At 67.6% G+C, this 17,570-nt stretch carries 14 protein-coding genes; 10 read left to right on the top strand and 4 right to left on the bottom strand.

Annotation, left to right across the window (positions count from 1 at the left end; translation table 11 throughout):
- Positions 1-204 carry a dodecin family protein gene (locus tag JLDANKMP_RS05770; RefSeq protein WP_005410663.1) on the bottom strand — a complete coding sequence of 68 codons (204 nt, stop codon included), beginning with the start codon at positions 202-204 and terminating at the stop codon, positions 1-3.
- 98 nt (positions 205-302) lie between these two features.
- Between JLDANKMP_RS05770 and JLDANKMP_RS05765 the strand changes: the two genes are divergently transcribed.
- The 5 genes from JLDANKMP_RS05765 (at position 303) to mdtD (ending at position 4,906) form a co-directional block, all read left to right on the top strand.
- A complete protein-coding gene (locus JLDANKMP_RS05765; RefSeq protein WP_005414151.1) occupies positions 303-845 on the top strand; it encodes a shikimate kinase in 543 nt (180 codons plus the stop codon).
- Positions 842-1,954 carry a 3-dehydroquinate synthase gene (gene aroB / locus JLDANKMP_RS05760; protein ID WP_111687571.1) on the top strand — a complete coding sequence of 371 codons (1,113 nt, stop codon included), beginning with the start codon at positions 842-844 and terminating at the stop codon, positions 1,952-1,954. The genes JLDANKMP_RS05765 and aroB overlap by 4 nt, the downstream gene beginning before the upstream one ends.
- Before the next feature lie 101 nt (positions 1,955-2,055).
- Entirely contained in the window at positions 2,056-2,295 is a 240-nt protein-coding gene (locus JLDANKMP_RS05755) for a WGR domain-containing protein (protein ID WP_005410666.1), read from the top strand.
- Between the two features lie 26 nt (positions 2,296-2,321).
- On the top strand, positions 2,322-3,404 hold the full coding sequence (gene hemE / locus JLDANKMP_RS05750) for a uroporphyrinogen decarboxylase (protein ID WP_032965943.1): 1,083 nt from the start codon (positions 2,322-2,324) through the stop codon (positions 3,402-3,404).
- Positions 3,405-3,496: 92 nt separating this feature from the next.
- Positions 3,497-4,906 (top strand): multidrug transporter subunit MdtD, encoded by a 1,410-nt coding sequence (gene mdtD / locus JLDANKMP_RS05745; RefSeq protein WP_005410668.1) that lies wholly within the window; start codon positions 3,497-3,499, stop codon positions 4,904-4,906.
- 515 nt (positions 4,907-5,421) lie between these two features.
- On the opposite strand, the gene JLDANKMP_RS05740 is transcribed toward mdtD, so the two are convergent.
- Together JLDANKMP_RS05740 and JLDANKMP_RS05735 are read right to left on the bottom strand one after the other, a co-directional pair.
- Positions 5,422-8,949 carry a hybrid sensor histidine kinase/response regulator gene (locus JLDANKMP_RS05740; RefSeq protein WP_099474504.1) on the bottom strand — a complete coding sequence of 1,176 codons (3,528 nt, stop codon included), beginning with the start codon at positions 8,947-8,949 and terminating at the stop codon, positions 5,422-5,424.
- 94 nt (positions 8,950-9,043) lie between these two features.
- Complete coding sequence (locus tag JLDANKMP_RS05735; protein WP_212560716.1) at positions 9,044-12,586, bottom strand: ATP-binding protein; 3,543 nt, start codon at positions 12,584-12,586, stop codon at positions 9,044-9,046.
- A gap of 164 nt (positions 12,587-12,750) precedes the next feature.
- Between JLDANKMP_RS05735 and JLDANKMP_RS05730 the strand changes: the two genes are divergently transcribed.
- From JLDANKMP_RS05730 to JLDANKMP_RS05720, 3 genes are read left to right on the top strand one after another with little or no spacing between them, the layout of a single operon-like run.
- Entirely contained in the window at positions 12,751-13,383 is a 633-nt protein-coding gene (locus JLDANKMP_RS05730) for a YceI family protein (protein WP_212560715.1), read from the top strand.
- Between the two features lie 10 nt (positions 13,384-13,393).
- A complete protein-coding gene (locus tag JLDANKMP_RS05725) occupies positions 13,394-13,966 on the top strand; it encodes a cytochrome b (protein WP_005410672.1) in 573 nt (190 codons plus the stop codon).
- A 3-nt stretch (positions 13,967-13,969) separates the two neighbouring features.
- Positions 13,970-14,542: a YceI family protein gene (locus JLDANKMP_RS05720; protein ID WP_005410673.1), complete on the top strand. Its 573-nt coding sequence runs from the start codon at positions 13,970-13,972 to the stop codon at positions 14,540-14,542.
- Between the two features lie 118 nt (positions 14,543-14,660).
- On the opposite strand, the gene JLDANKMP_RS05715 is transcribed toward JLDANKMP_RS05720, so the two are convergent.
- Positions 14,661-14,891, bottom strand: coding sequence for a glutaredoxin family protein (locus JLDANKMP_RS05715; RefSeq protein ID WP_212560714.1), 231 nt, complete (start codon positions 14,889-14,891; stop codon positions 14,661-14,663).
- Positions 14,892-14,991: 100 nt separating this feature from the next.
- On the opposite strand from JLDANKMP_RS05715, the gene JLDANKMP_RS05710 reads away from it, so the two are divergent.
- Both JLDANKMP_RS05710 and JLDANKMP_RS05705 read left to right on the top strand, forming a co-directional pair.
- Complete coding sequence (locus tag JLDANKMP_RS05710) at positions 14,992-16,374, top strand: L-serine ammonia-lyase (protein ID WP_005410675.1); 1,383 nt, start codon at positions 14,992-14,994, stop codon at positions 16,372-16,374.
- Between the two features lie 193 nt (positions 16,375-16,567).
- Positions 16,568-17,563, top strand: coding sequence for an alpha/beta hydrolase (locus JLDANKMP_RS05705; protein WP_212560713.1), 996 nt, complete (start codon positions 16,568-16,570; stop codon positions 17,561-17,563).
- Positions 17,564-17,570: the final 7 nt, after the last annotated feature.

Below are 17,570 nucleotides of genomic sequence, written 5' to 3'. Positions count from 1 at the left end.
CTATTCCACCAGGAAGGTCACCCGCAGGTTGACCCGCCATTCGGTGATTTCGCCGCTGCCATTGGTCACCACCTTGGTCTCGTTCACCCAGGCGCCCTGGATGCCCTTGACCGTCTCGGAGACCTTCTTCAGACCGCTGCGCACGGCGTCCTCCACGCTCTTCGGCGAGGAGGCGGTGATTTCGATGACCTTGGCGACCGTCATGGCCTGTACTCCGGTTGGCGCGGGAAACCCCGCAGGAACGCCTACCCTGACGTGAAGGACGTAAAGGCCAGGGCACGGAGGTGTTAGCATCACAGGGCATGAATCCTGCTCCGAACCTGATCCTGATCGGCCCGATGGGCGCCGGCAAAACCTGCATCGGCCGCCGCCTGGCCGAGCGCTTCACGCTGGACTTCGTCGATGTCGACCAGGCCATCGTCGATGCCGCCGGCGCCAGCATCCCGACCATTTTCGAGCACTCCGGCGAAGCCGGCTTCCGCAGCCATGAACGCGAGGCGCTTGCCCGCGTGCTGGAGGGTCGCGGCCAGCTGGTCTCCACCGGTGGCGGCGCGGTGCTGGATCCTGGCAACCGCGCGTTGATCGCCCAGCGCGGCTTCGTGGTCTACCTGCGGGTCAGCGTGACCGCGCAGCTGGAGCGCCTGGCCCGCGACAAAGGCAGGCCGCTGCTGCAGCGCCCGGACCGTGAGCAGGTGCTGCACGATCTGGCCGCGCACCGCGACCCGCTGTACCGCGAACTGGCCGACATCACCCTTGATACCGACCCGTACACCGCTGCCGACGCGACCGCCCACCTGGTGGTCAAGCTGGCCACGCAATGGCAGCGCCAGGACCTGACCCCATGACTTCCCCCGCCCTGCTGCAGGTCGCCGTCGGCGGCGACCGCCCTTACCCCATCACCATCGGCGCCGGTGCGCAGGCAGACGGCACCGCGCTGGCCTCGCATGTGCGTGGCCGCCACGTGCTTTTGCTCAGCGACAGCGAAGTGGCCCCGCGCTATCTGGATGCCGTGAAGCAGACCCTTCTGACCGCACGCCCCGACCTGATCGTCGGCGAGCATGTGCTGGCCGCGGGCGAGGCCTCCAAGACGCTGGCCGAATTCGGCCGTGCCATCGAAGCCCTGGCCGCGCTCGGCGCCACCCGCGACGCCTGCGTGTTCGCCCTCGGCGGCGGCGTGGTCGGTGATCTCGCCGGCTTCGCCGCGGCCTGCTGGATGCGCGGCGTGGACTGCGTGCAGCTGCCGACCACCCTGTTGGCGATGGTCGATTCGTCGGTGGGCGGCAAGACGGCGGTCGACATCCCGGCCGGCAAGAACCTGGTCGGCGCGTTCCATCCGCCGCGCGCGGTGATCGCCGATACCCGTGTGCTGGCCACCCTGCCGCCGCGCGAGCTGCGTGCCGGCCTGGCCGAAGTGGTGAAGTACGGCGCGCTGGGTGATGCCGTGTTCTTCGAATGGCTGCAGCAGCATGCCGATGCGCTGCTGGCCGGCGAGGATGCGGTACTGGCCGAAGCCATCGCGCGCAGCTGCCGGCACAAGGCTGCCATCGTCGAGCGTGATCCGTTCGAGAAGGGCGAGCGCGCCCTGCTCAACCTCGGCCATACCTTCGGCCATGCCATCGAAACCGAGCAGGGCTACTCGGCCCCGGGCCGCGATGCACTGAACCACGGCGAAGCGGTCGCGGTGGGCATGGTACTGGCGGCGAAGCTGTCCACCGATCTGGGCCTGGCCGACGATGCCGATCGCGCACGCCTGCAGGCGCTGCTGGAACGGCTCGGCCTGCCGGTGTCGATCCCGGCCGGGCTGGACCCGCAGGCCCTGCTCGGCCGCATGCGGCTGGACAAAAAGAATGTGGCCGGCCGCCTGCGCCTGGTGCTGTGGCGCGGCATGGGCCGCGCCGAAGTGGTGCCGGACGTGGATGAGGCGGCGGTGCTGAAGGTGCTGTCGGCCCGGTAGTGCCGGCCGCTGGCCGGCAACGTCAGCAACGAGGAAGCCCGCCAGCCGCCGGCACGACCGCGTTGCGGCCGGGGTCACCCTGGCCCCGCTACAATCGGCCCATGCACGTCTACCTGCAACATCCCGACGCCGGTGCGCAGGCACCGCGCTTCCTGCGCCTGAGCCTGCAGCCGGACCTGTTCGGCGGCTGGGAGCTGCTGCGCGAGAGCGGCCGCGTCGGCAACCGCTCGCAGCTGCGGCGCGAGCTGTTCCTGCAGGCCGACGAAGCCCGTCATGCCTTCGAGAAGGCCCGCGATGCCGAACTGCATCGCGGCTTCCAGATCCTCTCGCACGGCGACTGACGCCGCTGCCAACTTTCGTCCAAGGAATGCCCATCGTGACCAGCCCTCTCCGCAACGATCGCCTGCTGCGCGCCCTGCGCCGCGAACCGGTGGACTGCACCCCCGTCTGGCTGATGCGCCAGGCCGGCCGCTACCTGCCGGAGTACCGCGCAACCCGGGCCAAGGCCGGCAGCTTCCTGGCCATGGCCAAGAACCCGGAGATCGCCTGCGAAGTCACGCTGCAGCCGCTGCGCCGATTCCCGCTGGACGCAGCCATCCTGTTCTCGGACATCCTCACCATTCCCGATGCGATGGGCCTGGAGCTCTACTTCGTTGAAGGCGAAGGCCCGAAGTTCCGTCATCCGGTGCGTGACGAAGCGGCCATCGCCCGGCTGGCGGTACCGGACATGGAGCAGGACCTGGGCTATGTGATGGACGCAGTGCGCCTGATCCGTCGGGAGCTGGACGGCCAGGTACCGTTGATCGGCTTCTCCGGCAGCCCCTGGACACTAGCCTGCTACATGGTGGAAGGCGGCGGCAGCAAGGATTTCGCGCGCATCAAGGCAATGGCGCTGAACCATCCGCAGGCCCTGCACCGCCTGCTGGAGGTCACCACCGACGCGGTGATTGCGTACCTGGGCGCGCAGCGCGCGGCCGGTGCGCAGGCGCTGCAGGTGTTCGACACCTGGGGCGGCGTGCTGTCGCCGGCCATGTACCGCGAGTTCTCGCTGCGCTACCTGCAGCGCATCGCCGAGGGCCTGGAGCGCGGCGAAGGCAGCGAGCGCACGCCGCTGATCCTGTTCGGCAAGGGTACCGGCCTGCACCTGGAAGCGCTGTCGCAGACCGGCGCCGATGCACTGGGCCTGGACTGGACGCTGGACCTGGACGAGGCGATGCGCCGCACCGGTGGCCGCGTCGCGCTGCAGGGCAACCTCGACCCGACCACGCTGTACGCCTCGCCGGATGCGATCGCCGTAGCCGCAGCGCGGGTGCTCGACACCTACGCCGCCGGCAATGGCGGTTCGCGCGAGGGCCACGTGTTCAACCTCGGCCACGGCATGTCGCCGGACATGGACCCGGCCCACGTGCAGGTGCTGGTCGACGCGGTGCACGCGCACAGCCAGCGCTGAGCATTCGGCATACGGTTGCGGCGCGATGTTGATCGCGCCGTGACCCACAGTGCGCGATCATGGCATCCCCCACGCTGCACCGGCCGCACCCCATGTCCACATCGCCATCGACCTACAACCGCCAGCGCCCCCTGCTGTGGCTGGTGTCCTTGGCGATCTTCATGCAGATGCTGGACTCGACCATCGTCAACACGGCATTGCCGGCGATGGCGGCCAGCCTGGGCGAAAGCCCGCTGCAGATGCAGTCGGTGGTGTTCAGCTACGCGCTGGCGGTGGCCACCTTCATTCCCGCCTCGGGCTGGATCGCTGACCGCTACGGCACCCGTCGCACCTTCCTGGTGGCGATCATTCTGTTCACCCTCGGCTCGCTGGCCTGCGCGCTGGCCCAGCACCTGCACCAGCTGGTGGGTGCGCGCGTGCTGCAGGGCATCGGCGGTGCCATGCTGCTGCCGGTCGGCCGGCTGGCAGTGATGCGATCAGTGCCGCGCGAGGATTTCCTGCGCGCGATGAGCTTCATCGCCATCCCGGCCCTGGTCGGCCCGCTGATCGGCCCCACGCTGGGCGGCTGGCTGGTGGAGATCGCCTCGTGGCACTGGGTGTTCCTGATCAACCTGCCGATCGGCGTGATCGGATTCATCGCCGCGATGAGGATCATGCCCGACCACTACGCCAGCCATCGCACCCGTTTCGACCTGCGTGGCTACATCATGCTGGCCTTCGCGATGGTGGTGCTGTCACTGGCGCTGGACGGCATCTCCGGACTGGGCACGCCACACGCGCTGGTGATGCTGATGACCGTTGCAGGGCTGGCGGCGCTGGTGGGTTACTGGCTGCACGCTGCCAATTCGACGGCGCCGTTGTTCTCGCTGGCGCTGTTCCGCGTACCCAGCTACCGCATCGGCATTCTCGGCAATCTTTTCTCGCGCATCGGCAGCAGCGCCATGCCGATGCTGATCCCGTTGCTGCTGCAGGTCGGCCTGGGCCTGGGCCCGATGAACGCCGGCCTGATGATGGTGCCGGTGGCAGCCGCCGGCATGGTCTCAAAGAAACTGGCAGTGAAGCTGGTGGAGCGCTACGGCTACCGCCGCGTGCTGATGGTCAACACCGTGCTGGTGGGCTTGGCGATGGCCAGCTTCATCCTGATGACACCCGGCCAGCACCTGGCCTGGCGCCTGCTGCAGCTGGCGTTCTTCGGCGCAGTCAATTCGCTGCAGTTCACCGTGATGAACACCGTGACCCTGCGCGATCTGGACCGTGAGTTCGCCAGTTCCGGCAACAGCCTGCTGTCGATGGTGATGATGCTCGCCGCCGGCTTTGGTGCTGCTGCGGCCGGCAGCCTGCTGGCCGCGTTCGGCAACCACCTGGACAGCAACAGCGCCACCGCCGCGCTGCATGCCACGTTCCTGTGCGTGGGCGCGATCACCCTGACCTCTACGATGATCTTCTGGCAGCTGCCCGATACCAAGCCGGAGCCACGGCAGGTCGAGCACGTTGCGGAGTGAGGGTGGCTCGGCAGGGCCTGCAGCCCTGCACCTGCAGAGGCTTCAAGCCAAGGCAACAGCAACGGCAAAAGCAGGCATTCCGTGGGTGGTGGGGCGGTGTGGGCTTGCAGGACACGCCGTAAACCCGTCCCCGGGGGCTCGATGGCGCCATCCATGGCGCCAACGGTCCTGCAATCCCACACCGCCCCACCTCTGACAGATTTTCGCGATCGGGTAGATCCACGCCATGCGTGGATGAATCTCCATCGAGATCGAATATGTCGAACTGAGATCGAAAACCATCCACGCATGGCGTGGATCTACTGCAGATCGCAGAATTCTGTCGAAGGCGGGGTGGTGTCGGAGTGCGGGGTGTCAGCCGCATGGATGCGGCTGCCAAGCCTACAAGGACGTACTTGCGGCGTCCCCGCACTCCGGCACCGCCCCGCCATCCCACGGGAAACCAGCTTTTGCTTCGGCTGTTGCTGTTGCTCCGGCTTGCAGCAGGTGCAGGGCTGCAAGCCCTGCAATAAGCCCTACCTGCCCATCGCCTTGGCGATCGCTTCCACCAGCAGCTCACCGGTCACCGGCTTGCGCAGGAAACCACCGATGCCGGCCGCTTCCACTTGCTGCTGAAGGTCCGGATCGGTCCGTGCCGTCACGGCGAGCAGTGGCAGCATGTAGCCCTGGTTACGCAGGTGCTGGGCCAGCTCGAAGCCGCTCAGGCCCGGCAGGTCCAGATCCAGCAGGCCGACGTCGAAATCCCCTGCGCTGATCTCGCGCAGTGCCGCCAGCGCATGGCCCGCATGCACCACTTCATGGCCGCGCGCACTCAACAGCCCGCGCACCACATCAGCCACGGTTGCATCATCCTCGACCAGCAGCACGCGCAATGGCGGCATGTTGGCCGCATCCTCGCGGTGCACTTCGCCCTCGGACTCTGCATTGGCATCGACCACCAGCGGCAACGGCAGGGTCACGCCAAAACACGTGCCGCGGCCGAGCTGGCTCTCGACCTGGATACGCCCCTGCATCGCCTGCGCCAGTTCGCGGCAGATCGCCAGGCCCAGGCCGCTGCCGCCGTACTGCGCCGCGGTGCGGGCGCCATCGGCCTGCTCGAAGCGGCGGAACAGGCGCTGCTGCTGTTCCTGGCTGATGCCCGGCCCGGTGTCGCGCACTTCGAAATGCAACGCGCGCAGCTCGCCGTCGCTGCGCGCATGCAGGGTGATGGTTCCGCGGCTGGTGAACTTGACCGCGTTGGAGAGCAGGTTGAGCAGGATCTGCCTTACCCGCATCGCATCGCCGGTCGCCTGCAGGCCCGGCGGCAACTGGTTGTCGAGGGTGAAGCGCAGGCCCTTCTGCGCTGCCAGCGGTCCCATCAGCGCGGCCAGGTCCTGCAGCAGGCAGCTCAGCGCGAACGGCTTGGACTGCAGCTCCAGCCGTCCGGATTCGATCCGTGCCAGGTCCAGTGCATCGTTGACCAGGTGAAGCAGGTGTTCGCCGGCGTGCCGGATCGACTGCGTGTAACCGCGCTGCTGCGGGTCCAGCGGCGAGGCCAGCAGCAGTTCGCTCATGCCGAGCACACCGGTCATCGGCGTGCGGATTTCGTGGCCGAGATTGGCCAGGAAGCGGGTCTTGGCCGCCGAGGCCTGTTCGGCCAGTTCCTGTTTATGCAGTGCCAGCTGATAGGCATGGCGCCGCTGCAGGCGACGGCGATACAACCAGGCAAACCAACTGGTCAGCAGAAGCGCGATCGAGGCCAGCACCAGCAGCCCGGACAGGCTGCGCCACCACGGTGGCTGTACACGGAATTCCAGGCTCTGCACCCGCGACCAGACATGGTCGGCCGAGCGCGCCTGTACCTCCAGGCGGTAGCTGCCCGGCGGCAGGCGCGAGAACAGGCGCTCACCGGCCGGCCCCACTTCCACCCAATCGGGGTCGTAGCCGGCCAGGCGGTAGCGGTAGCTGTTGGAGGCCGAATCGGCGAATGACAACAGTCGCGCGACGATGCGCAGGTCACGGTCACCATCGGCAATCTGCAAGGGCGTGTCGTGGGTCAGGTCGAGTACCTGCTCGTTGCGGCGGACTTCGACCCGTTCGATCACCAACGGCGCCCGCCGCACCGACGGCCGCACCTGTTCCGGGTCGAACACCACCACGCCGGCCGGGGTACCGGCCACCAGATGGCCATCGCCGGACATCGTCAACGTGTGCTCGCGGAACTCCTGGCTGGGCAGGCCGTCGTGGACGCCGTACAGGCGCACGCTCTGCCCGTCGGCGCCAACCCGGACCAGGCCGCGCGCACTGGTGGCCCAGGCCACGCCCTGTGCGTCGACCACCAGCCCGGAGGCGGAGATTGCCGGGTAGCCCTGCTCCGCGCCGACAACGGCCTGCCGCTCCAACCGGCCCTGGCTCCAGCGGTAGCGCGACAGGCGGCCATCCTCCGACAGCCAGACCTGGCCATCGCGGCCCACGTGCAACGCATGGATCGCCGTCGCCGGCGCGCCCGGCACCGGCTGGAAGCGCTCGCTTTCCGGCAGCCACTGCAGCAGGCCACGGCTACTGGCCAGCCAGATGTGGTCCTGCGGCCCGCATTCCACATCCAGGTTGAGCTGGCCCTGCTGCAGGCCGCGCTGGCCGTTTTCCAGCTGGCGGCGCAGGCGACCGTCGAGGTCACGCTGCTGCAGGCCTGCAGGCAACATCAACCACAGACTGTCGCCGTCACAGGTCATCATCGACTCGATGACCCCTTCCATGGTCGCGTCGGCCCCGGCATCACGGCCCCAGCGACGTAGCTCACGTCGCTTCGGGTCATAGCGGAGCAACGCATCGGTCGAGCCGATCCAGACCTGGCCACGGCGATCCTCGCGTACCGAGGACAGCCAGTACATGCCATTGACCCAGGTGCGGTGCTGCTCGATCTTGCCGGTCCTGGGATCGAACCGGTCCAGCGCGCCGTGGCTGCCGACCGTCCAGATGCCGCCATTGCTGGAAGGGCTGGTGCCGAGCACGAAGGCATTGCGCAGCGAACCGGTGTCGTCCTCCAATCGCGACAGCACCGAGAACTGCCACCAGCGCGGCAGCAGATGCCACAGGCCGGCATTGGTACTGGCCAACCAGATGCCGCCTTCGCGGTCCTCGTAGGCGCCCGTCCAGTTCGGCCGCACCGGCCCGCGCGCAACGGCGCTGTACAGCGGAACGGTCTGGTACTGCCCATCCACGGCCCGACCAAGCCCGGTACGGGTATCCAACCAATGCCCGCCCTGTTCATCGCGCAGCATCATGCCGAGCACCTGCTCGCCCGGCGGCAGTTTCCAGGGCGGCGATTCAAAACGCCCGTCGGGGCGACGCACCGTGGCGCCGGCCATCGTACTGATCCACAGGCTGCCATCGGGTTCGCTGGTCAACCCATTGATCAGCAGGCTGGGAATGACGTCCGTACCGACCCGCTCGAAGTCGGTGCCGGTCCAGCGCGCCACGCCATGCTTTGTGCCGACCCACAGGCTGCCATCGGCCAGCGTAGCCAGGTACGGCACCGAGGCGGCAGGCAGGCTGCGGGGATTGTTGGCCTCGGGCAGGAAACGCTGCAGGCGGTCCTGGCTGTCCAGCCGGTACAGCCCACCTTCGTGGGTCCCGAACCAGATCGCACCGTCCGGCGTGGTCGCCAGGCTCCAGACCGTGTTGGTCCCCATCAACGGCTGGCTGCTGCGGTCGTAGAAATGCAGCTGGCGGCGGTCGGCCGACATCCGTACCAGGCCCGCGTTCTCGGTCCCGATCCAGAGCTGGTTGCGCGCATCGACCAGGACCGTCCAGATGCGGTTGTCGCGCAGGCCATCCTCAGAACGCCAGATCCGGTAGTTGCGCCCGTCGTAACGGGCCAGGCCGTCGTTGGTGGCGATCCACAGGTAGCCATAGCGGTCTTCGGCCATGCGGTTGACGGTATTGGACGGCAGGCCGTCGAATACCGTCACCTGGCGCGGGCTCGGTGGCACCGGCTGCGCGGCAGCGGGTGACAGGCCGCACAGGAGGATCAGCAGCAGCATTGCCGCCCGCAGATACACCACCGATTGCCTCCTCACGCTGCCTGATGATTCCCGCGCCGCGGGCGTCGGCATGGTAAACCGAAAGTCACGCCGTTCACGCCCGGCGTCGACGTTTTCAAGTTGTGGTCTGTCGTTTGGCGCGAGCCTGGATGATCGCTGCCACCAGCATGTCGCCGGTCACCGGCTTGCGCAGGAAACCATCGAAACCGGCAGCGAGCACCTGCGATTCGGCATACGCATCGGAGCGGGCGGTCACCGCCACCAGTGGCAGTTCGTAGCCCAGGGTGCGCAGCTGGCGGGCGATCGCAGTGCCGTCCAGCGCAGGCAGGTCGAGATCGAGCAGGCCAACATCGAAGCCGTCGGTAGCGATCTCCGACAAAGCCCCCAGGCCATGCAGCACATGCACCACCTCATGGCCGCGGCTGCGCAGCAGGCCGGCGATGACCTCGGCCACGGTGGCATCGTCCTCCACCAGCAGGATGCGCAGTGGCGGCAGCATCGGCAGTGCCGGCGCTTCGCCCGTGGCGGCTGCCTGCCGGGTCCAGGGCAGCGGCAACCGCACCCGGAAACGCGCGCCCTTGCCTGGCTGGCTGTCCACTTCAATGCGCCCGCCCATCGCCACGGCCAGCTCCTGGCAGATCGCCAGGCCCAGCCCGCTTCCACCATAGCGCGAGGCCGTGCGCGGCCCCTCCGCCTGTTCGAATCGGTGGAACAGCCGCTCCTGCTGCTCGGCATTGATACCCGGACCACTGTCGTGCACTTCGAAGCAGAGACCGCCGCCGTTCTCTTCCAGATGCACGGCCAGGCCGACATGACCGCGCTCGGTGAACTTGATGGCATTGCCCAGCAGGTTGAGCAGGATCTGCCGCACGCGCATCTCGTCGCCACTGACGCTGATCGGGCCGGGCGGATCGTCGCCACGCTGGAAATCCAGCTTGCGCTGTTTGGCCATGGGCTGCATCAGCGCCTGCACCTGGTCGAGCAGGCCGGCCAGGTCGAACGGACGCAGATCCAGCTCCAGTCGACCGGCTTCGATGCGCGCGAGGTCCAGCGCATCGTTGACCAACCGCAGCAGATGGCTGCCGGCCTGCTGGATGGAGCCGGCATAGCTGCGCTGCACCGGGTCCAGCGGTGTGGCCAGCAGCAACTCGCTCATGCCAAGCACGCCGGTCATCGGCGTGCGGACTTCATGCCCCAGCGTGGCCAGGAACCGGCTCTTGGCCTGCGAGGCCTGTTCGGCCAGCTCCTGCTTGTGCACGGTCAGCTGCCATTGCTGGCGACGGCGCAGGCGCGCACGGATCGACCAGACCAGGACGAGCAGCAGCAGCGAACCGATCAGGATGTAGCCGAAGATCGCCATGCCGCTGCGCCACCAGGGTGGCAGCACCTTCACCTGCAGCTGCTGCGAAGGCGTCCATGCACCATTGGCAGTGGCCGCCTGCACTTCGATGACATAGCTGCCGGTCGGCAGTCGCGACAGCGTGCGCTGGCCGTCGCCGCCCTGCTCCACCCAGTTCTGGTCATACCCGCGTACCCGGAAGCGGTAGCGGTTGCCCTGGGGATTGGCATACGACAACAACCGTGCATCGATCTGCAGGTCGCGATCATCCGGTCCCAGCAGCAGGGTGCCGGTGTTCGGCAGCGGCTGCCAGCCGCGTGCATCGTCGCGGCGCACGCGCACCTCGGCAATCACCAGTGACGACCCGGGCAGCACCACGTCGTCGGCATTCACGTCGAATGCAACCAGGCCGGTCTGGGCGACGGCCAGAACGCGACCATCAGCATTCACCGCTGGCGGCCGGCTGGTGAACTCGGCATCGGACAGGCCATCGCGTTCATTGAACAACTGCAGGCGTCGTGCTTTCGGGTCCCAGCGCAGCAGGCCGCGCGGCGTGGTCGCCCACACCCGGCCATTGTCGGCCAATGCCAGGCCCCCCATGCTGACCGGCGGCACACCGGCGCTTCCATCAATGCGCTGGATCAGGCGTAGGCTCATGCCATCCCACTGGTAGCGCTCCAGCGCGCCCTGGCGGGCCAGCCACAACTGCTGCGGATCCACCCACACCAGGTCGTAGATCAGCCCGCGCGAGACCCCCGGCACCGCTTCGAAGCGACCGGCCTGCTCACGCCAGATGCCCATGTCGCCCATCACCCATGCCTTGCCATGGGCATCGAAGCGGATCTGCTCGATGGGTGAGTCGGCCGCCTTGCGGAAATCGTCGAGAGGATAGCTGCGCAGCACCCGGCCCTCCGCACTGCGCTGCTGCAGGCCCAGGTTCATCACCGAAAGCCAGACCGTGCCATCGGGTGCCTGCCGCATCAGGTCGATGCGCTGGCGCAGATCGGCGCCTCCACCGATGTGCCAGTCGTGCAGCGCGCGGGTGGCCGGGTCATACACGCTGATGCGGCCGGCACGCCCCAGCCACAGGCGCCCGTCCGACCGCGGCAGTACCGACCACACCGCACCGCTGCCGATCTCGCGGTCGCTGGCCAGCAGGCGCAACGTGCCGTGCGCGTCCAGCTGATACACGCCGTGCGCCGAACCCACGTAGTAGTTCTGGCCATCACTGGCCGCACCCAGCAGGTACTGGCTGTCCAGCGGCTTGCCATCGAGCTGGTTCCAGATCGAGAAGCGGCGCCAGTCCGGCGGGAGGTAGGCCAGTCCCTGGGTCAGCAGGGCGACCCACAATCCGCCTTCATGGTCCTGCAGCAGATCGAGCACACCGCTCTGTGCAGTGAGGAAACCACTGCCGCGGTCGCCGTCGAGCCGCCATAGCGCACTTGCGTCGCCACGCAGCAGGCCATCGGACGTGCCCGCCCAGTAGCCGCCCTGGCGATCGGCCAGCACCAGCGCCGAGCGCAGGTCGGCGCTGTCGCTCCAGCGCGGACGACTGACCCGGTCCTGCGCATCGATGCGATACAGGCCATCGTTCTGGCTGCCGACCCAGATCGAGCCATCCGGATCGCGGCTCATCCGCAGCACGCTCAATGCGCCCAGCGCGTGCGCTGCCACGGGCTCGAAGTCACGGCCATTCCAGCGTGCGACGCCGGCCTCGGTACCGATCCACAGGCGCCCCCGCGCATCGACCAGGCTGCTGTAGATGGTGTTGCTGGGCAGGCCGTCGGCACGGGCCGGGTCGTGCTTGAAGAAGCGCAGGCTGCCGTCCTCCCCGAACCGGCAGATACCCTGGCTGCTGGTGCCGATCCACAACGCATCCCCGGCGTAGGCCAGCGTCCAGAACTGGCCCAGGCACGGACCATTGACCGCATCGAAGGTCTTGAACCGCTCCCGGTCGGCATCCAGGCGGGCCACGCCCTTGCCATTGATGCCCACCCACACGCGGTCCAGCGGATCGACCAGCAGGGTCTCGATCTCGTTGCCGGGCAACGAGCCGGGCTGTTCCGGGTCATGTTCCCAGACCCGCAGCGAGCTGCCGTCGTAGCGCACCAGACCGCCATCGGTTGCGGCCCAGACATGGCCCTGGCGGTCCTCGGCCAGCGCCAGCACCATGCGCGAAGGCATGCCTTCGGCGGCACCGAAGCGCCGCAGGCGTGGTGTTTCTGCCATGTCCAGGGCTGCAGCCGCCGTGGCAGACGCCAACAGCAGCAGCCCCGTTGCCGCGATGCCCAGGCACCACAGGCGCCAGCTGCTCGTCATCCTGAACCCCCTGTCCTGTCCCGATTGTCACACAGGGCCGGGGTCATGGCTGCAACAGCCTGTTGCCGGGGCAGGACCACCACGAACTGTTGCAGCCATGCACGCATCCTTGGCAGGGGCCTGTGCGTATGATCACAGCGTCCCCCTTCCGGAGCCCGCCATCGATGCGTCCCTGCCTGGCCCTGCTGCCGATGCTGCTCGCCACCGCTCCCGCCTGGGCGGATGCAGATACCTATCGCCTCGATCCGGTGCACACGCGTGTGCTGTTCAGCATCGACCACGCGGGCTACTCGCAGGCGATGGGCACGGTCTCCGGCAGTGAGGGCCGCCTGCAGTTCGATCCCGACAACTGGCGCGAGGCCACGTTGGACGTCGAAGTCCCCGTGTCGCGATTGGACCTTGGTGACCCCAAATGGAACCAGGCCACGCTGGCCCGCAGCCTTCTGGATGGCGAGCGTTTCCCGAAGGCACATTTCGTCTCCAGCCGGGTCGAACCGATCGATGCCAGGCGCGCCCGCGTGATCGGCACCCTGACCCTGCGCGGGGTCAGCCAGGAGATCACGCTGGACGTGACCCTCAACGCCATCAAGCGCTACCCCCTCCCCCCGTTCCGACGCACCGCCGGTTTTTCCGCCAGCACCACGCTGAGCCGGCGCGCGTTCGGCATCACCGCCTGGCCGGGCGTCATCGGTGATGCAGTACAGCTGAGGATCGAGGCTGAAGCCACCCTCGACCGCAGCGACGCCCCGGGAACTCCCGCTCCCGTTCCACACTCCGACCCCAAGACGGCCCCCTAGAGGACCCTTCATGACCGCCAAGAACACCCCCGCCGCCTGGGGGAGTGTCAGCCAGATCCTGCATTGGTTGATCGCATTGCTGATCCTCGCCCTGGGCGTGGTCGGCCTGACCATGGGCGAACTGCCCAAGACCCCCAAGTATTTCTGGGTCTATACCGCGCACAAGTCGATCGGCATCACCGTGCTGGCGCTCGTGCTCTTCCGCCTCGGCTGGCGCCTGTATGCCGGTGCCCCCAAGCCGGTGCCGGGCGTGCCCAGCTGGCAGGAACGCATCGCCAGTGCCACCCACGTGCTGTTGTATGTGCTGATGTTCGCCATCCCGCTGTCGGGCTGGCTGTACGACTCGGCCAGCGGCCTGCGCCCGTTCCGCTGGTTCGGCCTGGTCGACGTGCCCAAGCTGAGCGGTCCCGACCCGCAGGTGGTCGCGGTATCGCATGCCATCCACGAGTACGGCTTCTGGCTGTTGATCGCGGTGGTGCTGGCCCATGCCGGCGCTGCCTTCTACCACCACCTGTTCCAGCGCGATGCGACCTTGTCCCGCATGTTGCCGCGCGGCTGGCTCGCCTCCCCTCAGAAGGACTGACCGATGAACCTGAAACTGACCACTCCGGCCGCCGTGGCCGCCGCCCTGGCCGGCATGCTGGCCACCACCCCGGTGTTCGCCGCCGACTACGCACAGGCGCCCGGCGCCGGCTCGATCCTGGTGTTCGCCACCAAGTACGACGGCGAAGTGTTCACCGGCAGCTTCCCGGGCTTCGCCACCAAGCTCAGCTTCGACCCGGCCAACCCGGCCGCCGGTTCGCTGGACGTGGTGATCCCGCTGGCCGGCGCCAAGAGCGGCAACAGCGACCGTGACTCGACCCTGCAGTCCGCCGACTTCTTCAATGTTGGCAAGTTCGCCACCGCACGCTACACCGCCAAGGGCTTCCGCGCGGTGGGCAATGACCAGTTCGCCGCCGATGGCACACTGGAGCTGCGAGGCGTCAGCAAGCCGGTCACCCTCACCTTCACCTGGAAGCCGGGCACCCAGCCGGTGCTGACCGGCAAGGCCACGGTCAAGCGCCTGGACTTCGGCGTCGGCGGCGGCGACTGGGCCGACACCAAGACCATCCCGGACGAAACCGCGATCAGCACGATCGTGAAGTTCGACGCGAAGTAAACCGCGTCTGGTAGTGCCGGCCGCTGGCCGGCATCACCGGACATGGCAACGCCTCTGGTAGTGCCGGCCGCTGGCCGGCATCACCGGGCATCGCGGGGTTGCCGGCCAACGGCCGGCACTACCGAACGTCGGCCAGCCAGGCCTGAACCGTGGTCGCGTCGAACGGCCAGTCCAGCTCACGACCACCAGTCTCGTCGCGCAGCACCGGCACCCGCGCGCCGTAGCGCGCTTCCAGCGCAGGCTGATCGTCCAGGAAAACCGATTCGAACTCTGGTGCCCGCGCCTTGGCCAGCTCGGCCAGGGCCATGTCGCACAGGTGGCAGTCATCGCGCTGGAACAGGGTCAACACCGGTTTTGCTCCCTCTGCCGAAATGCTGCGCCGCAGCCATGGAAGTGCGGCATGAACCGCTAGAATAGCGGTCTCCTCCGGTACCCGCAGTACGGCAACCATGGCTGTCAGCACGTTCGACGTTTTCAAGATCGGGATTGGCCCGAGCTCCTCGCACACCGTCGGGCCGATGAAGGCCGCCGAGCGATTCATCCATCGCTGGCTGCTCGACCCGGGTCGCCTGAACGAAGTCGCGCGCATCCGCGCCGATGTCTATGGCTCGCTGGCGCTGACCGGCCGCGGCCATGGCACCGACAAGGCGATCCTGCTGGGACTGGAAGGCCAGCGGCCGAACCTGATCGATCCGGACATCATTCCGGCCACCCTGGAGCGCATCCGCAGCAGCAAGCGCATCCAGCTGATGGGCCAGCACGAGATCGCCTTCGACGAGAAGCGCGACCTCGGCATGAACAAGCGCCAGAAGCTGCCGTACCACACCAACGGCATGCGCTTCACCGCGTACAACGCCGAGGACGAGGTGATCGCCACCCGCGATTACTACTCGGTCGGTGGCGGCTTCGTGGTCAACCAGGATGATGCGGCCGATGACCGTATCGTGCCCGACGAGACCCCGCTGCCCTACCCGTTCAAGAGCGGCGACGAGCTGCTGGCGCAGACCGCGCGCAGCGGCCTGAGCATTGCCCAGCTGATGTTCGAGAACGAGAAGTGCTGGCGCAGCGAAGACGAGATCCGCGCCAACCTGCGCGAGATCTGGAGTGCGATGCAGTCGTGCGTGGCGCGCGGCATCCGCGAGGAAGGCGTGCTGCCGGGTGGCCTGAAGGTCGGCCGTCGTGCACCGGCGCTGTACCGCGAGCTGTCGTCGAAGCCGGAAGCAGCGATGCGCGATCCGCTGACCACGCTGGACTGGGTCAACCTGTACGCGCTGGCGGTGAACGAAGAGAACGCCGCCGGTGGTCGTGTGGTGACTGCGCCGACCAACGGTGCAGCCGGCGTGCTGCCGGCGGTGCTGCACTACTTCGACCGTTTCTGCCCCGGCGCCAACGAGCAGCGTGTGTTCGACTTCCTGCTGACCTCGGCGGCGATCGGCATCCTGTACAAGGAAAACGCCTCGATCTCCGGCGCCGAAGTGGGCTGCCAGGGCGAAGTGGGCGTGGCCTGCTCGATGGCGGCCGGTGGCCTGGTCGCAGCATTGGGTGGCAACCCGAGCCAGATCGAGAATGCCGCGGAAATCGGCATGGAACACAACCTCGGCCTGACCTGTGACCCGATCGGCGGGCTGGTGCAGATCCCCTGCATCGAGCGCAATGCGATGGGCGCGGTGAAGGCGATCAATGCCTCGCGCATGGCGATGCGCGGCGACGGCAAGCACAAGGTGTCGCTGGACAAGGTGATCAAGACCATGCGCGATACCGGCCGCGACATGCAGGACAAGTACAAGGAAACCAGCCGCGGTGGCCTGGCGGTGAACGTCATCGAGTGTTGAGGTCGACCGGGCCCGGCGCGATGGCGCCGGGCCGCAGGTAGAGTCGACCGTTGGTCGACTATCGCGCGCAGCGCGGGATTTTCGCTCGTTGTGGGGAAGGTAGTCGACTAACAGTCGATCGAATCTGCCCGGTCGGACGACACCGTCACTGCGTTCCGGTTAGGCTCGGGGCTCCCCTATCCAGGACCGCCCCATGCGCGTGATCGCTGCCGCCCTGCTTGCCTGCCTTCCACTGCCTGCGCTGGCCTCGCCCACTTACGGGCCGCGGCTGGAGGGTTTCGACTACGGCTATCCGGTGAAGACCTTCGCGCTGGAATCGCAGCGGCAGCCGCTGGAAATGGCCTACCTCGACATCGCGCCGAAGAAGGCGCCCATCGGCGTGGTGGTGCTGCTGCACGGCAAGAACTTCTGTGCCGCCACCTGGAAGGAATCGATCAAGCCACTGGTTGCCGCCGGCTATCGGGTGATCGCCCCGGACCAGGTGGGCTTCTGCAAATCCAGCAAGCCCGAGCGTTACCAGTATTCGTTCGCGCAGCTGGCCGCCAACACCCATGCCCTGCTGCAACAGCTGCAACTGGGTGACGTCCCGGTGCACCTGGTCGGTCATTCGATGGGCGGCATGCTGGCGGTGCGCTATGCGCTGATGTTCCCGCAGGACCTGCGCAGCTTGTCACTGGTCAACCCGATCGGGCTGGAAGACTGGAAGGCGCTGGGTGTTCCCTGGCGCAGCGTGGACGCGTGGTACGCCGGCGAAATGACCATCAGCTATGACAGCATCCGCCGCTACCAGCTGGACGTGTACTACGACGGCAAATGGAAGCCGGCATATGAACCGTGGGCGCGGATGCAGTCGGGCATGTACGAAGGGCCCGGCAAGCAGGCCGTTGCATGGAGCCAGGCGCTGGCCTCGGACATGGTGTTCAACCAGCCGGTGGTCTACGAACTCAAGAATGTTCAGGTGCCGACCACGCTGTTCATCGGCCAGAAGGACCGCACCGCGATCGGTCGCGACCTGGCGCCACCAGCGGTGAAAGCGACGCTGGGCAACTATCCGGTGCTCGGGAAGGCGGCAGCCGCGGCGATTCCCGGCGCGACGCTGATCGAGTTCGCCGAACTGGGCCATTCGCCGCAGGTGCAGGACCCGAAGCAGTTCAACGCAGCGTTGCTGAAGGCATTGAAGGCGCATTGAACGGCAG

Origin of the sequence: Stenotrophomonas sp. PE591 (genome assembly GCF_018320795.1) — a bacterium.
In the GTDB taxonomy this organism is placed as follows: Bacteria; Pseudomonadota; Gammaproteobacteria; order Xanthomonadales; family Xanthomonadaceae; genus Stenotrophomonas; species Stenotrophomonas maltophilia.
Note: the sequence above shows the minus strand (reverse complement) of the source record. Positions and strands in the feature narration are given on the sequence as shown.

Bases quoted from the DNA above. Each gene is read 5' to 3' on its own strand.
- mdtD (WP_005410668.1), top strand. From the start codon at position 3,497: ATGTCCACATCGCCATCGACCTACAACCGCCAGCGCCCCCTGCTGTGG.
- JLDANKMP_RS05720 (WP_005410673.1), top strand. From the start codon at position 13,970: ATGAACCTGAAACTGACCACTCCGGCCGCCGTGGCCGCCGCCCTGGCC.
- JLDANKMP_RS05710 (WP_005410675.1), top strand. From the start codon at position 14,992: ATGGCTGTCAGCACGTTCGACGTTTTCAAGATCGGGATTGGCCCGAGC.
- aroB (WP_111687571.1), top strand. From the start codon at position 842: ATGACTTCCCCCGCCCTGCTGCAGGTCGCCGTCGGCGGCGACCGCCCT.
- JLDANKMP_RS05770 (WP_005410663.1), bottom strand. From the start codon at position 204: ATGACGGTCGCCAAGGTCATCGAAATCACCGCCTCCTCGCCGAAGAGC.
- JLDANKMP_RS05725 (WP_005410672.1), top strand. From the start codon at position 13,394: ATGACCGCCAAGAACACCCCCGCCGCCTGGGGGAGTGTCAGCCAGATC.
- JLDANKMP_RS05765 (WP_005414151.1), top strand. From the start codon at position 303: ATGAATCCTGCTCCGAACCTGATCCTGATCGGCCCGATGGGCGCCGGC.
- JLDANKMP_RS05755 (WP_005410666.1), top strand. From the start codon at position 2,056: ATGCACGTCTACCTGCAACATCCCGACGCCGGTGCGCAGGCACCGCGC.
- hemE (WP_032965943.1), top strand. From the start codon at position 2,322: ATGCCCATCGTGACCAGCCCTCTCCGCAACGATCGCCTGCTGCGCGCC.
- JLDANKMP_RS05730 (WP_212560715.1), top strand. From the start codon at position 12,751: ATGCGTCCCTGCCTGGCCCTGCTGCCGATGCTGCTCGCCACCGCTCCC.
- JLDANKMP_RS05735 (WP_212560716.1), bottom strand. From the start codon at position 12,586: ATGACGAGCAGCTGGCGCCTGTGGTGCCTGGGCATCGCGGCAACGGGG.
- JLDANKMP_RS05705 (WP_212560713.1), top strand. From the start codon at position 16,568: ATGCGCGTGATCGCTGCCGCCCTGCTTGCCTGCCTTCCACTGCCTGCG.